Origin of the sequence: Actinophytocola oryzae (assembly GCF_004364325.1) — a bacterium.
GTDB lineage: Bacteria > Actinomycetota > Actinomycetes > Mycobacteriales > Pseudonocardiaceae > Actinophytocola > Actinophytocola oryzae.
This window is the reverse complement of sequence record NZ_SOCP01000011.1, coordinates 26,359-40,101: the sequence shown is the minus strand read 5'-3', so window position 1 is coordinate 40,101 and position 13,743 is coordinate 26,359. Positions and strand designations below refer to the sequence as shown.

15 protein-coding genes are annotated in these 13,743 nt (G+C 69.8%); 6 read left to right on the top strand and 9 right to left on the bottom strand.

Translation table 11 applies throughout. The annotated features are described in order from the left end of the window. Window positions 1–71: 71 nt before the first annotated feature. The 3 genes from CLV71_RS27470 to CLV71_RS27460 are packed head-to-tail and all read left to right on the top strand — an operon-like array spanning window position 72 to window position 5,408. Window positions 72–4,400, top strand: a complete 4,329-nt coding sequence (locus tag CLV71_RS27470) for a HAMP domain-containing protein (protein WP_133905757.1) — start codon at window positions 72–74, stop codon at window positions 4,398–4,400. Beyond that, window positions 4,373–4,927 carry a response regulator gene (locus CLV71_RS27465; protein WP_243866740.1) on the top strand — a complete coding sequence of 185 codons (555 nt, stop codon included), beginning with the start codon at window positions 4,373–4,375 and terminating at the stop codon, window positions 4,925–4,927. Before CLV71_RS27470 ends, CLV71_RS27465 begins: the two co-directional genes overlap by 28 nt. 19 nt (window positions 4,928–4,946) lie before the next feature. Continuing rightward, a complete protein-coding gene (locus CLV71_RS27460; RefSeq protein ID WP_133905756.1) occupies window positions 4,947–5,408 on the top strand; it encodes a DUF1707 SHOCT-like domain-containing protein in 462 nt (153 codons plus the stop codon). A 38-nt stretch (window positions 5,409–5,446) separates the two neighbouring features. Here CLV71_RS27460 and CLV71_RS27455 read toward each other — a convergent pair whose 3' ends face one another. Next, entirely contained in the window at window positions 5,447–6,601 is a 1,155-nt protein-coding gene (locus tag CLV71_RS27455) for a hypothetical protein (protein ID WP_133905755.1), read from the bottom strand. Then, window positions 6,598–7,164 carry an RNA polymerase sigma factor gene (locus CLV71_RS27450; RefSeq protein ID WP_208297781.1) on the bottom strand — a complete coding sequence of 189 codons (567 nt, stop codon included), beginning with the start codon at window positions 7,162–7,164 and terminating at the stop codon, window positions 6,598–6,600. The genes CLV71_RS27455 and CLV71_RS27450 overlap by 4 nt, the downstream gene beginning before the upstream one ends. Window positions 7,165–7,280: 116 nt before the next feature. On the opposite strand from CLV71_RS27450, the gene CLV71_RS27445 reads away from it, so the two are divergent. Continuing rightward, window positions 7,281–7,649 carry an STAS domain-containing protein gene (locus tag CLV71_RS27445; RefSeq protein WP_133905753.1) on the top strand — a complete coding sequence of 123 codons (369 nt, stop codon included), beginning with the start codon at window positions 7,281–7,283 and terminating at the stop codon, window positions 7,647–7,649. Between the two features lie 10 nt (window positions 7,650–7,659). On the opposite strand, the gene CLV71_RS27440 is transcribed toward CLV71_RS27445, so the two are convergent. Together CLV71_RS27440 and CLV71_RS27435 are read right to left on the bottom strand one after the other, a co-directional pair. Then, the gene (locus tag CLV71_RS27440; RefSeq protein WP_166664281.1) at window positions 7,660–8,133 is read right to left on the bottom strand and encodes an ATP-binding protein; all 474 of its coding nucleotides are present in this window, start codon (window positions 8,131–8,133) and stop codon (window positions 7,660–7,662) included. 25 nt (window positions 8,134–8,158) lie between these two features. Then, window positions 8,159–8,581, bottom strand: coding sequence for an anti-sigma factor antagonist (locus CLV71_RS27435; protein WP_166664280.1), 423 nt, complete (start codon window positions 8,579–8,581; stop codon window positions 8,159–8,161). A 33-nt stretch (window positions 8,582–8,614) separates the two neighbouring features. Here CLV71_RS27435 and CLV71_RS27430 point away from each other — a divergent pair, with 33 nt between their 5' ends. Together CLV71_RS27430 and CLV71_RS27425 are read left to right on the top strand one after the other, a co-directional pair. Further along, window positions 8,615–9,280: an HAD family hydrolase gene (locus CLV71_RS27430; protein ID WP_133905750.1), complete on the top strand. Its 666-nt coding sequence runs from the start codon at window positions 8,615–8,617 to the stop codon at window positions 9,278–9,280. A 65-nt stretch (window positions 9,281–9,345) separates the two neighbouring features. Next, a complete protein-coding gene (locus CLV71_RS27425; protein WP_133905749.1) occupies window positions 9,346–9,609 on the top strand; it encodes a GlsB/YeaQ/YmgE family stress response membrane protein in 264 nt (87 codons plus the stop codon). On the opposite strand, the gene CLV71_RS27420 is transcribed toward CLV71_RS27425, so the two are convergent. Genes CLV71_RS27420 through CLV71_RS27400 form a run of 5 tightly spaced genes read right to left on the bottom strand, consistent with a single transcriptional unit; the run spans window position 9,598 to window position 13,713 of the window. After that, the gene (locus tag CLV71_RS27420) at window positions 9,598–10,563 is read right to left on the bottom strand and encodes a zinc-binding dehydrogenase (RefSeq protein ID WP_133905748.1); all 966 of its coding nucleotides are present in this window, start codon (window positions 10,561–10,563) and stop codon (window positions 9,598–9,600) included. The genes CLV71_RS27425 and CLV71_RS27420 overlap by 12 nt on opposite strands. Beyond that, window positions 10,560–10,922 carry a hypothetical protein gene (locus CLV71_RS27415; RefSeq protein ID WP_133905747.1) on the bottom strand — a complete coding sequence of 121 codons (363 nt, stop codon included), beginning with the start codon at window positions 10,920–10,922 and terminating at the stop codon, window positions 10,560–10,562. Before CLV71_RS27415 ends, CLV71_RS27420 begins: the two co-directional genes overlap by 4 nt. Beyond that, window positions 10,919–11,785: a DODA-type extradiol aromatic ring-opening family dioxygenase gene (locus CLV71_RS27410; protein WP_133905746.1), complete on the bottom strand. Its 867-nt coding sequence runs from the start codon at window positions 11,783–11,785 to the stop codon at window positions 10,919–10,921. Before CLV71_RS27410 ends, CLV71_RS27415 begins: the two co-directional genes overlap by 4 nt. Beyond that, window positions 11,778–12,575 carry a citryl-CoA lyase gene (locus tag CLV71_RS27405; RefSeq protein ID WP_133905745.1) on the bottom strand — a complete coding sequence of 266 codons (798 nt, stop codon included), beginning with the start codon at window positions 12,573–12,575 and terminating at the stop codon, window positions 11,778–11,780. The genes CLV71_RS27410 and CLV71_RS27405 overlap by 8 nt, the downstream gene beginning before the upstream one ends. Further along, a complete protein-coding gene (locus tag CLV71_RS27400) occupies window positions 12,568–13,713 on the bottom strand; it encodes a CaiB/BaiF CoA transferase family protein (protein WP_133905744.1) in 1,146 nt (381 codons plus the stop codon). Before CLV71_RS27400 ends, CLV71_RS27405 begins: the two co-directional genes overlap by 8 nt. Window positions 13,714–13,743: the final 30 nt, after the last annotated feature.

The window sequence follows — 13,743 nt, the reverse complement described above, 5'->3', positions numbered from 1 at the left end:
CTAGACTCCTCTGAGCGGAGCTTGCGGAGCGAGCATCGGCACCGTCAGCGCGAACCCACTGGAGGCGACCCATGGGAGCACCGGAAGTCACGGCCTCCGAGCACGACGAGCACGGCGACCTGGACGGCCTGCTCACCGAGCTCGTCGGAGCCATGGCCGGCGTTCGGCAGGGCTCGTTCGACGTGCGGCTCAACCGGCGGTCCGGGCTGGCCGGCCAGGTCGTGGACGGGTTCAACGCCCTGGCCGAGGCGCAGGAGCGGCGCAACCGCGACCTGCTGCGGATCAGCCGTGTCGTCGGCCGCGAGGGCAGGATGCTCGAGCGGATGGACGAGGACCAGCTCGACGGCGGGTGGCGCTCGGGTGCCGCGGCCGTGAACTCGCTGATCGACGACCTCGCCAGGCCGACCTCGGAGATCGCCCGCGTGATCGCGGCGGTCGCGGAGGGTGATCTCTCCCAGCACATGGCGCTGGAGATCGAGGGCCGTCCGCTGCGTGGCGAGTTCAACCGGATCGGGCGAACAGTCAACACGATGGTGGACCAGCTGTCGTCGTTCGCCGTCGAGGTGACCCGCGTGTCCCGCGAGGTCGGCACCGAGGGCAGGCTCGGCGGCCAGGCGGACGTGCACGGCGTGTCCGGCACCTGGCGGGCGCTGACGGACTCCGTGAACACGATGGCCTCGAACCTCACCAACCAGGTTCGGTCGATCTCCTCCGCCGCCAAGGCCATCGCGCAGGGTGACCTCTCGCGCAAGATCACCGTGAGCGCGCGGGGTGAGATCGCGGAGCTGGCCGAGACGATCAACTCGCTGACCGACACGCTGCGGGTCTTCGCGCACGAGGTCACGCGCGTGGCCCGCGAGGTGGGCACCGAGGGCCGTCTGGGTGGCCAGGCGACCGTGCCGAACGTGGCAGGTACGTGGAAGGACCTCACGGACGCGGTGAACCAGCTCGCCGCCAACCTGACCGACCAGGTCCGCAACATCGCCCAGGTCACCACGGCGGTGGCGAAGGGCGACCTCTCGCAGAAGATCACCGTGGACGCGCGTGGCGAGATCGTGGCCCTCATGGACACCGTGAACACGATGGTGGACCAGTTGTCGTCGTTCGCGGACGAGGTCACGCGTGTGGCGCGTGAGGTGGGTACGGAGGGGAAGCTGGGCGGTCAGGCGCAGGTGGAGGGCGTGTCCGGGACGTGGCGCAACCTCACCGAGAGCGTCAACCAGCTGGCCTCCAACCTCACCGGCCAGGTCCGCAACATCGCGCAGGTGACGACCGCGGTGGCGAAGGGTGACCTGTCGCAGAAGATCACGGTGGACGCGCAGGGTGAGATCCTGGAGCTGAAGTCCACGGTGAACACGATGGTGGACCAGTTGTCGTCGTTCGCGGACGAGGTCACGCGTGTGGCGCGTGAGGTGGGTACGGAAGGGAAGCTGGGCGGTCAGGCCCAGGTGCAGGGCGTGGCGGGCACCTGGCGGAACCTGACCGACAACGTGAACTACATGGCGTCGAACCTGACCAACCAGGTGCGGAACATCGCCCAGGTCTCGACGGCCGTCGCCGAAGGTGACCTCGGCCAGAAGATCACCGTCGACGCGCAGGGTGAGATCCTCGCGCTGAAGTCCACGGTGAACACGATGGTGGATCAGCTGTCGTCGTTCGCGGACGAGGTCACGCGTGTGGCGCGTGAGGTGGGTACGGAAGGAAAGCTGGGTGGTCAGGCGCAGGTTCGCGGCGTGGCGGGCACCTGGCGCGACCTCACGGACACCGTGAACTACATGGCGTCCAACCTCACCGGCCAGGTCCGCAACATCGCGCAGGTGACGACCGCGGTGGCGAAGGGTGACCTGTCGCAGAAGATCACGGTGGACGCGCAGGGTGAGATCCTGGAGCTGAAGTCCACGGTGAACACGATGGTGGATCAGCTGTCGTCGTTCGCGGACGAGGTCACGCGTGTGGCCCGAGAGGTGGGTACGGAAGGAAAGCTCGGCGGTCAGGCGCAGGTGAAGGGTGTCGCGGGCACCTGGCGGGACCTGACCGACAACGTGAACTACATGGCGTCCAACCTGACGAGCCAGGTCCGCAACATCGCCCAGGTCGCCACCGCGGTGGCCGAGGGCGACCTGTCGCAGAAGATCACCGTCGACGCGCAGGGTGAGATCCTCGCGCTGAAGTCCACGGTGAACACGATGGTGGATCAGCTGTCGTCGTTCGCGGACGAGGTCACCCGTGTGGCGCGTGAGGTGGGTACCGAAGGGAAGCTCGGTGGCCAGGCGCAGGTGAAGGGCGTGTCCGGGACGTGGCGCAACCTCACCGAGAACGTCAACCAGCTCGCGTCGACGCTGACGATCCAGCTGCGGGCGATCGCGGGCGTGTCGACGGCCGTGACGCGGGGTGACCTGACCCAGCAGATCGGTGTGCAGGCCAGCGGCGAGGTCGCGGACCTCAAGGACAACATCAACCAGATGATCGTCACGCTCCGCGAGACGACAATGCAGAACAAGAACCAGAGCTGGCTCGACTCCAACCTCGCCCGCATCGGCGGTCTCCTGCAGGGACAGCGTGACCTCACCGCCGTCTGCCAGATGATCATGAACGAGGTCGTGCCGCTGGTGAGCGGCCAGGCGGGTGCGTTCTTCCTCAACCCCGGCAGCGGTGACCCGGAAACCTCGCAGGAGTGGCGCCTCTACGGCTCCTACGGCCTGGGCTCCGACGACCTGCCGATCCGCTTCGGCCGGGGCGAGGGGCTCGTCGGCCAGTCCGCCGAGACCAAGCAGCCCGTCGTCATGCGTGACTCCAAGGCGAACTTCGCGCCCATCCGGTCGGGCATCGGCACGTTCACGCCGACCGCGCTGGTCGTGACCCCCGTGCTGTTCGAGGGCGAGACCGTCGGCGTGCTGGAGATCGGCTCGGTCACCGACTACTCCGAGCTGTCCCTGACCTTCCTGGACCGGCTCGCGCTGACGATCGGCATCGCGATCAACACGATCCGCGCGAACGTCCGCACCGAGGAGCTGCTCGCGCAGTCGCAGCGCCTCGCGGAGGAGCTGCGCGACCAGTCCGCCGAGCTGCAGCGCACCAACGCGGAGCTGGAGGACAAGGCGGCACTGCTCGGCGAGCAGAACCGCAACATCGAGATCAAGAACCTGGAGATCGAGGCCGCCCGCCGCCGCGTGGAGGAGAACGCGCAGCAGCTGGCCGTCGCGAGCCAGTACAAGTCCGAGTTCTTCGCCAACATGAGCCACGAGCTGCGCACGCCCCTCAACTCGCTGCTGCTGCTCGCGAGGCTCCTGGCCGACAACCCGGAGAAGAACCTGTCGCCCAAGCAGATCGAGTTCGCCAACACCATCCACAACGCCGGTTCCGACCTGCTCGCGCTGATCGACGACATCCTGGACCTGTCCAAGATCGAGGCGGGCCGCGTGACCATCCACCCGGGACCGGTCGACCTCGCGGAGGTCGCGGCCGTCGCGCGGCGCGCACTGGTGGCACAGGCGGAGGAGAAGGGCCTCGACCTCGAGGTGCTGGTGGCGGAGGACACCCCGACCTCGATGGTCACCGACATCCAGCGCCTGCAACAGATCCTGCGCAACCTGCTGTCCAACGCGGTCAAGTTCACCGAGCGCGGCACGGTCACGCTGACGATCTCGCCGGGCCGCACCGGTGACGAGATCGCGTTCTCCGTCAACGACACCGGCATCGGCATCTCCGACGAGAAGTTCGAGATGATCTTCGAGGCGTTCCAGCAGGCCGACGGCACCACGAGCCGCCGCTACGGCGGCACCGGCCTCGGCCTGTCGATCTCCAAGGAGCTGGCGAGGCTGCTCGGCGGCGCGATCACCGTCGAGTCCGAGCTGGGCGTCGGGTCGACGTTCACGCTGTTCGTGCCGGTCGCCGTGCCGGGCGGGGACCGCAAGCGCACCACGCCGCTCGCCGAGTCCGAGGACGGCCTGCCGCCGATCGGCACCCCGATCCTGCGCCCGACCGTCGGCGCACCGGCTGTCGCGCGCGAGCTGACCGGGGTGTCCGTGCTGATCGTGGACGACGACGTGCGCAACGCGTTCGCGCTGACCTCCGCGCTGGAGCTGCACGGCATGACCGTCCTCTACGCGGACAACGGCGCGGACGGCGTCCGGCTGCTCACCGAGCACCCCGAGATCGACATCGTGCTGATGGACGCGATGATGCCCAACATGGACGGCAACGAGACGACCCGTCAGATCCGCCAGCTCGGCACCGGCGCCGAACGGACACCGGTGGTGTTCCTCACCGCGAAGGCCATGGCGGAGGACCGTGAGGCGAGCTTCGCGGCCGGTGCCGACGACTACGTGACAAAACCGGTCGACCTCGACCAGCTGCTCGATGTCGTGTCCTCGTGGGTCCTCAGGGGCGCGGCACGGTGACGGCGAAGGCGCTGCTCGTCGACGACCGCAGGGAGAACCTCGTCGCGCTGGAGGCGATCCTGCAGGGCCTCGCGGTGGAGACCGTCGCGGTGACCAGCGGCGAGGAGGCACTGAAGCGCTTACTGGTCGACGACTACGCGGTGATCCTGCTCGACGCGTCGATGCCCACGATGGACGGCTTCGAGGTCGCCACGCACATCAAGCAACGCGAGCGGACCAGGCACATCCCGATCATCTTCCTGACCGCGCTGGACTACGACGCCCGCCTCGCCTTCCGCGGCTACCAGATCGGCGCGGTCGACTTCATCACCAAGCCGTTCGACCCGTGGGTGCTGCGGTCGAAGGTCGCGGTGTTCATCGACCTGTGGCAGAAGAGCGCCGAGCTGACCTCGCAGGCCATGGACCAGCTGGCGCTCTCCGACGCGCTGACCAGGGCCCTGTCCCTCCTGGCGGCGAACGACTCCGACGGCGCGGCCTCGGTACTGCGTGCGGCGCAGGCGAAACACGCGGTGCCACGCCTGCGCTGAGGGTGCATAGAATCTCGCCATGGCAACGGCGGAGATCCGCGTCAGCGACGAGGAGCGGGACTCGGCCGTCACGACCCTCGGCGTGCACCTGTCGACCGGCAGGCTCGAGCTGGCCGAGTACGAGGAGCGGTGCGGGAAGGCCGTCGCGGCACGGACCAGGGGTGAGCTGGAGGAGCTGTTCACCGACCTGCCCGCGCCGCACCCGGACCTCAGCTCCGCGGCGCCGCCCCAGCTGATCCAGAAGGCGGGCCAGCTCGTCAGCCCGGCCACCAGGGGCCGAAAGAACGAGCTGGTGGAGACCCCGGCGAGCAAGGCGCTGGAGGTCGTCGCGGGGGTCGCCTTCGTCTTCGGCATCCCGGGGGCCATCCTGCTGACGATCTTCGCCGGGGCGTGGTGGGTGTTCCTCCCGGTCGTGTTCGTCGTGATGGTCGCGGGCGGCACCTCGGACGCGCTCAAGAAGAAGCCCCACCCGGGCGCCTGACCGACGCCCGGGTGGAGCCTCATCCCGGTGACGGCGGCTCAGTGGGTGGCCCGGACCCTGTCGACCACCACCGGGTTGGCCACCGACGAGTAGTTCACGACCGAGCCCCGCGGGAGCCCCGACGAGTCGGTCTCGGTGATCTCCCGCATGCCGATGAACTGGCCCGTGGCCGGGTCGATGATCAGGTCGGTCCGGATGCCGTCCCGGGACAGGCCGAAGGCCGTGCCCTTCTTGCCGTCCAGGTTGGCGAACTGCTCGGTGATCCGCAGGCCCGGCATGAGGGCGAGTGCCCGGTACAGCGCGGCCCGCAGGTCGGCCGACGCGAAGCCGGAGTCCAGCGCGAGGTCGACGTTGTCGAGGAACGCCTTGTCCGGGTGGGGCAGGGTCATCAGGTTCTCCCGGCGCAGCAGGTCGTGGAGCTGCCGGGGGTCGCGGGGCAGCGCGGCCACGAACGCGGGACTCAGCCGGCCGGACAACCACCTGGCGCCGTCGGTGCAGCCGGGAGGGGCGTACTCGCTGCTCTCCCGCCGCGGCATCGGGAACCCGACCGCCCGTCCCCGTTCGTCGTCGCCGACCAACCACCTGTACCGGCCGGTGGTGGTGTTGCGCCACAGGCAGTTCTGCGTGAGGTCGGCAGGCACCCAGTGCTCGGTCGTGGTCTCCTGGAGGAGCCGTAGGTCGCCGCCGGGCAGCTTCTTGCAGGGGCGAAGCTTCGCGTCGTCATCGTCCAACCTGACCACCGGGCCCCCCTTCCCGGGCGGGAGCTGACAGTTCCCCCGCTCGTACTCCTGCATGACCTCACCCAGAGCCCAGCGGTGCGTGATGGTGTAGCGGAACTGGCCCGGCCGGATCGGCTCGTCGACGGGGTTGATCCGGTCCGCGGCGGCGTTGAGCTGCGCGGCGGCGGTCGCGACCGGGGCGGCGCCGTCCGTTCTGGCGGCCTGCACGACCGGCACCGCCGCGGCCAGCGCGACCGCGGCGGCGGCGGAGGCGACCAGCCTGCGTGGCAGGCTGCGGAGCAACCGCTTCTTCCGCAATGGTGTAACGGAAATGTACGGCTCGGTCGCGACGACCGGCACAGGGGCGTCGATGTGCGTCGCGAGCCGGGTACGGCCCGCGTCGAACGCCTCTTCGGACATCTCCGGCACGTCCGTGCGCAGACCGGCGAGCAGCTCGTCGATGGGATCGGTCATCCGTCGTCTCCTTCTCGTGAGAGGTGTGCGCGCAGCCTGGTCCGCGCGCGGTGCAGTCGAGTTCGGACGGTCCGGGCGTCCAGCTCCAGTGCGACGGCGATCTCGGCCGGGCGCAGGCCTGCCCACGCCACGAGCAACAGCACGTCGCGTTCCTCGGCACGCAGCCCGGCCAGCCCAGCAGCCAGCTCACGAGCCGCGCGCCCGGCGTCCACCCTGGACGCGCTCGTCGCGTCCGCCGCCTCGGCCACGGTCGCCCGACCCGCGGCCAAAGCCATGGCACGCAACGTGTTCGCCTCGGTTCGGGCGTGCCTGCGGGACAGGTTCGTCGCGATGCCGAACAGCCACGCGCGGGCGGGGCCGCGTGCCGGGTCGTAGCGCGCCCGCTGCTCCCACGCGACGAGGAACGTCTCCGCGACGAGGTCGTCCGCCGCGGTGGGATCCAGCCTGCGGCTCAGATAGTGGTGCAGGTCACGAGCGTGGGAGTCGTACAGCAGGGTCAGCGCGGTGCCCGCGGCGCGGCCGGAGAGGTCGGGGCGGTCGGCAGCCACGTCGGTGGTCGTCACACCCTTACTTGCCGGGGGCGTCGCTGATCGTTCCCGGGGGCCCGTTCGGCCCTTTGTGCGACCGGCGACCGCGTGGCCACTGTCCTCGTCAGAGCCCACCGTGCAAGATACGGGTCATGTCCAACGCCCCCCAGCCCCCGGGTGACCAGTTCGGCGTCACTGTCGACATCGAGCAGCACGGCAGCGCCGTGGTGCTGCGTGTCGCAGGCGAGCTCGACCTCCTGACCACCCCGACGCTGGCCGCGGCGTGCGCGCAGGAGCTGAAGAAACGTCCGCCCGTACTGGTGATCGACCTGACCGGCGTCACCTTCCTCGCCTCCGTCGGCATGTCGGCCATCGTCGCCGCGCACGAGGAGGGCGGCGACCACACGAAGGTGCGTGTCGTCGGTGGCACACGAGACACCATGCGTCCGATCCGGGTGACGGGGCTGGACAACCTGCTGTCCGTCTACCCGGCACTCCCGGCGGCCCTGGAGGGCGCCTGACCCGCGCCGCTCACATGGGGACGGGGCGGCTGTGCATCACGACGCTCGTGCCGCCGGCGCCGCCCTCGATGCTCAGGTGCTCCACGCAGGCACGCATCAGCCGGATGCCCTGGCCCCTCGTGGTGGGGCCCTCGTCGGTCGGCGGCAGCCACACGCCACTGTCCCGGACGGTGAACTCGACGTGCCGCGAACCGTCCGGGGCGCGCCTGATCGTGCCGGTGAGGGCCACGGTGTCGTCGCCCGGCGCGTCGTCGGGGCCCATCCGGTAGCCGTGTTCGATGCTGTTGCTGACCGCCTCGTTGACCGCCAGCACCAGGTCGTCGGTCTGGGCCGGTGACCAGTGGTTGGCTCTCAGCCAGGTGCGCACCTGGTCCCGCGCCACGGACGGCGAGATCCAGTCGGCGGCGAGGACCAGGTCCAAGGTCTGCGCGACGTCTGCGCGCGTGGGCTCGTTACCCAGCTGACGCTCGGAGCTTGGCGGCACGGTCGTATTGTCCCAGCTTTTGGTGCTACCGCAGATCGCCGGCGGCGATCGCGTCGTCCACCGTGTGGTGGAGCGCGAGAATCTGGTCGAGTCCGGCGATCTCGATCGGCCGGATCACCTGCCGAGCCTGGTCGACCACGACCCGCAACGGCTGAACTCCCTGGTGGCGGGCGGCTTCGCGCGCGGTGTCGCGCAACGTGCGCAGCCCGACCGAACCGATGAAACGCACTCGTGTGAGATCGAGCACCAGGCTGCGGCCGGCCAGGCCGCGGAAGGCCTCCGCGACCGCTGTGGACAGCCGTGGCGCGGTCAGCCCGTCGACGTCGCCCTCGACCGTCAGGATCAGGATGTGGTCCCGTTCCTCGGCCCGGACGGTCATGAGCTGCTCGCGGTCCGGTCTCTCGTCCGCGACCCCGTCGGGGGTGAGCTCGTCACTGGCAGGTTTCACGAGATGGCAGGGTACTCGGGGCATACTGCGGGCATGGGGATGGACGCGTTGGTGTTCGACTTCGACGGGCTCCTGATGGACACCGAGACCACGTCGCTGCTCGCGTGGCAGGACCTCTGGCGCTGGCACGGGCTGGAGCTGGACGTGGCGGGCTTCTTCGCGCGGCACGGGGGAGACGTCACGGCGGAGCGTTACGCGGCCCTGGCCGCCGCCGTGGGCCCCGCCTACGACCAGGACGCGAGCCACGCCCGTCGCCAGGCCGTCCGCACGGAGCTCTACGCCGCGCTGGAACTGTCCGCGGGCATCGGACCGTGGCTCGACGACGCCGAGGCGCTGGGGATCCGGCTCGCGGTGGCGAGCAGCTCACCCCGTGAGTGGATCGACGGCCACCTGGACCGCATCGGTCAGCGTGACCGTTTCGAGCTGCTCGCGTGCGGCGACGAGGTCCGTGCCGCGAAGCCGGCCCCGGACGTCTACCTGCTGGCGCTGTCCCGCCTCGGTGTGCCGGCCGAACGCGCGCTGGCCTTCGAGGACACCGTCCACGGGGTGGCCGCGGCACAGGCGGCCGGCCTGCGCTGTGTCGCGATCCCGCACCCGAACGCGGACCCGGCGCTGTTCACCACCGCGGACGTCCTGTTGACCAGTGCGGCCGAGATCTCTCTCGAGTCGGTCATCGCCAGGGCAGAGCGCCGACAGTGAGGAAAACCCACGTTTGTCCGGAGGCGTGCCGGGTATCTCCAGTGTCGACGACACAGGAGGTTTCAATGATCGGCTTCATCGTCGCAGGCCTCATCATCGGAGCGCTGGCGCGCCTCATCAAGCCGGGCAAGCAAAACCTGGGCATCATCGCGACGCTGCTGCTCGGGCTGGTCGGCTCCGTGATCGGCGGTACGATCGCGAACCTGCTCGGCACCGGCGACATCATGGAACTGAACGTGCTGGGCTTCATCGTCGCCGTGATCGCGTCGGTGCTGCTCATCGGTGTCGCCGAGTCCCTCTCGGGCTCGCGTCACAAGTCATACCGCTGACGGCACCACCACCGAACGTACCGAGGCCGTCCCGGTCGCGTGCCCTGCCCACGCGACCGGGACGTTCTGTGGGGTGACCGTCTCGTGGGCCACGGTCAGCGAGCCGTCCGCCACCCTGTCCGCCACCAGCGTGATCGCCGCCGCGGTCTGGTCCCGCGTCAGCTCGTTGTTCGTGTAACCCAGCAGGCGCAACGACTTGCTCCGCAGCAGCGAGGACGTCACCGGGCTCGTCTCCGACGCGGCCGAGCCCAGGTTCACCCACCGCCCGCCGGCCCGCAGCACGCGGGCCGCCGCGACGGCGGGCACCCCGAACAGCGGGTCGAGCACCAGGTCCACCGGGCCGTCCACTTCGGACTCGAAGCGTCGGGTCAGCTCGTCGCCGTCCGAGGTGTCGAGCATGACGACCGCGTCCGCCCCGACGGCTTCCGCCCTGGCGCGGCCCTGCGGGGAGTGGGCGCCCGCCACGACTCGCCGCGCACCCGCGGCCTTCGCGAGCTGGACCGCGGACTGGCCGACGACCCCGCCGCCGCCGAGCACGATCACCTGCTCGCCCGCCGTCAGCTCGCCACGCCACGTCAGCGCCAGGTGCGCGGCGACCGCCGACAACCCGAGGGCCGCCATCAGCACCGGGTCGGTGCCTTCCGGCAGTGCCACCAGGTCGTCGGACGGGATGGCGACCGTGGCGGCCATGCTGCCGTCACCCGGCCGCATCCCGGCCGTGGTCGGGAACCAGAACGTGCGCCCCTCGTGCACGCCTACTCCCTGCACGCCGGGGATGTACGGCGTGGCCGGCACCCCGAAGTACGACTTGCCGGACGCGCACAGCAGGTCCAGCGGTGTGATCGGTGCGGCCGTCACGTCGACGAGCACCTCGCCCGGTTGCAGCCCCGGCGTCTCCCACTCGATGACCTTCGGCGGTTCGCCGGGGGAGTGGACCGCGATGGCCCAGGTCATGTCGTGATGTCCGGGTAGGGCAGGGACATGTGTGCGAGCTTGCGCGCGTACTCCAGCTGGAAGCCCAGTGGTTCGGCGTGGTCGCGTTCGAACATCGCGATGAACAGCGTCAGCGTCAGGAACGGGTGCGCGCCCAGCTCGAAGAGCTTCGGGTAGTCGTGGGTGGCGAGTGCGGTGCGCTCGTCGTCCTCGAACCGCAGCCAGGACGACGACTCGCCGAGGTGACAGGCCAGGATCCTGTTGGCCTCACTGGACTCCCACCACTCGACCGTCCCCTGTGGATCCTCGCGGTACCGCTCGACGAGGTCGGGATCGCGATCGACGGTGAACAGGAACTTGTTCAACAGATACTTGCTCATGCCTCCGGAACCCCTTTCGGGTACCAGGTGAAGTAGGCCTCCATCGTGTGGAACAGGTCGTACGTGTCGACGTAGTCCGCCTTCTGGCCCTCGCCCGCGACACCCATCATCAGCATGAAGTCCATGAACCCGTGCGTGGCGTTGCCCGGCTGGTGCAGGCTTTCCAGTGTCACCTCGGCGCAGCACTCGTCGAGGTCGCCGGAGGAGATCCACTCGACGGCCCTGCGGTCGAACTCGGGGTCCGGCCCGTGCGGCCCGAACTGTCTCGGCCCGCCCAGCTCCAGCGACAGGTGCCCGGTGCCGATCACCGCGACCCGCTGGTCGGACGGCCACGACTCGACGAGCTGCCGGATCGTCTTCCCCAGCTGCACGAACCGCTTCGGCTGCGGCAGCGGCGGCGCGAAGATGTTGGTGTAGACAGGCACGATCGGCAGGTCGTTCTGCGGGCGCAGCGTGATGATCGGGCACGTGATCGAGTGGTCGATCCGCAGCTCGTTGGAGAACGCGAGGTCGAACCCGGCGTCGAGGCCCTCCCGCAGGATGTAGCTCGACAGGTCCTCCTGGCCCTTCATCACCATGCGCGGCAGGCCGAACTCGCGTTCCTCGTTGTACCAGTTGGCGTCGTACACCGGCGCCTTGCCGACGAGGAACTGCGGCATGTTGTCCAACCACAGCTGGTGGAAGTGGTCGGAGCCGACCATCACGAGCACGTCGGGTCGTGCCCTGGTGAGCGTCTCCCGGAACGCCTCCACCTTGCGCACCCACTCGTCCGCGAACGGCGGCCGTTCCTCGCCGACCGACGTGCTGGCCCGGTAGTAGAACGGGTGGTGCGTGGACGCGATGACCGCGACCAGCTCAGCCATGCGAACCTCCGTCGACGTGTGGCGTGGGGGGAACGGACGCGTTGTTGAGGTCGACCGACAGGAAGATCTCGTTGGCGACGGGGTTGCGCAGCTCCTCGGCGAGCTGCCCGATCAGCCCTGCCGTCCGTGCCAGCAGGGCGAAGCCACGGAGGAGCTCCAGTGGCAGTCCCAGGTCGGCGAGCGCGGCCCCGCACACCCCGGCCCCGTTGAGCGGCAACGTCCTGCCGAGCACCTGGGGGTGCACGCGCCCGATCGCCTCGAACAGCGAGAGGTGCGGCCCGAACAGGCCCTCCTCGCGGGTGATCTCGAAGAGCCGTCTCGTGCGGGGGTCGCCGTTCTTGTGCACGTGGTGACCGAGCCCGGGGATGCGCTTTCCCTGCTGGCCCTCGAGGATCTCCAGGGCCAGCTCGTCCCAGCCCGCCGGCTCCAGTGGCAGCTGGACCTTCCGCAGCTGCTCGTGCAGGAACCGGCCGCAGTCCTCGGTCACGCCGAGGAACCGCGACCCGCCGCCGAGCAGCCCTGCCGCGAGCGCACCCTGCACGGAGTCCGGCGCGGACAGGTAGGTCAGGCGTGTGACGATCGCGGTCGGCGTGAACCCGTGGTCGGCGAGCGCGGCCAACACCGCCTCGAACACCCGGGTCTCACCGGCGGTCGGCCGACGCTGGGTGGCGAGCCAGAACGACAGCTCGCCGAACCCGACCTTGCCCATCACGTCCTGCGCGAGGTCCGTGCCGAGCAGCGAGATCTTGTCGAGCGAGGACGCCCCGAGTGCTGTCGGATACTCATTCATCCTTGTCCCCCAACCACTTGCGGATCTCCTCACCATGTTCGTCGAGTTCCGGCGGGGGTAACGCGTAGCTCACGGGGGTCGAGGAGAAGCGGATGGGGTGGCGGGTGGTCGGCACGGCACGGTCGCCCTCGCCGACGGTCACGATCGGCTCCAGCTCGAACCGTTCCGCCATCGCGAAACCGCCGTCGATCGTGTTGATCGGTCCACACGGGACACCCGCGGCGACGAGCAGGTCGAACCACTCGACGGCACCCCGCGTGACGAGCCGTTCGACCAGCAGCGGCCGAAGCTCCTCCCGGTTGGCCGTGCGACCCGCGTTCTCGGTGAAGCGGGGGTCGTCGGCGACCTCGGGGATGCCGAGCACCACGCACAGCTTGCGGAACTGGCGGTCGTTCGCGGCCGAGATGATCAGGTCGTTGTCCTTGGTGGGCAACGGCTCGTACGGGAACACGCTCGGGTGCGCGTTGCCCATCCGGAAGGGCACGACCCCGCCCGCCGCGTACGCCGAGCTGTGGTTCACGAGCCCGGTGAGCGCGGAGGACAGCAGGTTCACCTCGACCTTCTGACCCTGACCCGACCGGTCACGGTGGCGCAGCGCGGCGAGGATGCCGATCACCGCGTGGTTCCCGGCCATCACGTCGAAGACGGAGATGCCCGCGCGGTAGGGCGGCCCGTCCGGCTCGCCGGTGAGGCTCATCAGCCCCGAGATGGCCTGGACCATGAGGTCGTAGCCGGGCACGTCCCGCCCGGCGCCCGTGCCGAACCCGGTGATCGACGCGAACACGATGCCGGGGTTCGTCTCGCGGACGTCGTCGTAGCCGAGGCCGAAGCGGTCGATGCCGCCCGGCCTGAAGTTCTCGATCAGGACGTCCGCGCGGCGGGCCAGCTCGCGGGCGGCCGTCAGGTCGGCCTCGTCCCGCAGGTCGAGCGCGATGGACCGCTTGCCCCGGTTGATGCCCAGGTAGTACGTCGAGGTCCCCTCGCGCACCGGCGGCATCCAGGTGCGGGTGTCGTCCCCGCCCGGCCCCTCCACCTTGATCACGTCGGCACCCATGTCCGCCAGGAGCATCGTGGCGTAGGGCCCGGCGAGGATCCGGGAGAAGTCGGCGACGAGTATCCCGTCGAGCGGGCCCTTCATAAGCCTCCGACCGTTCAGCGGACATCTGTC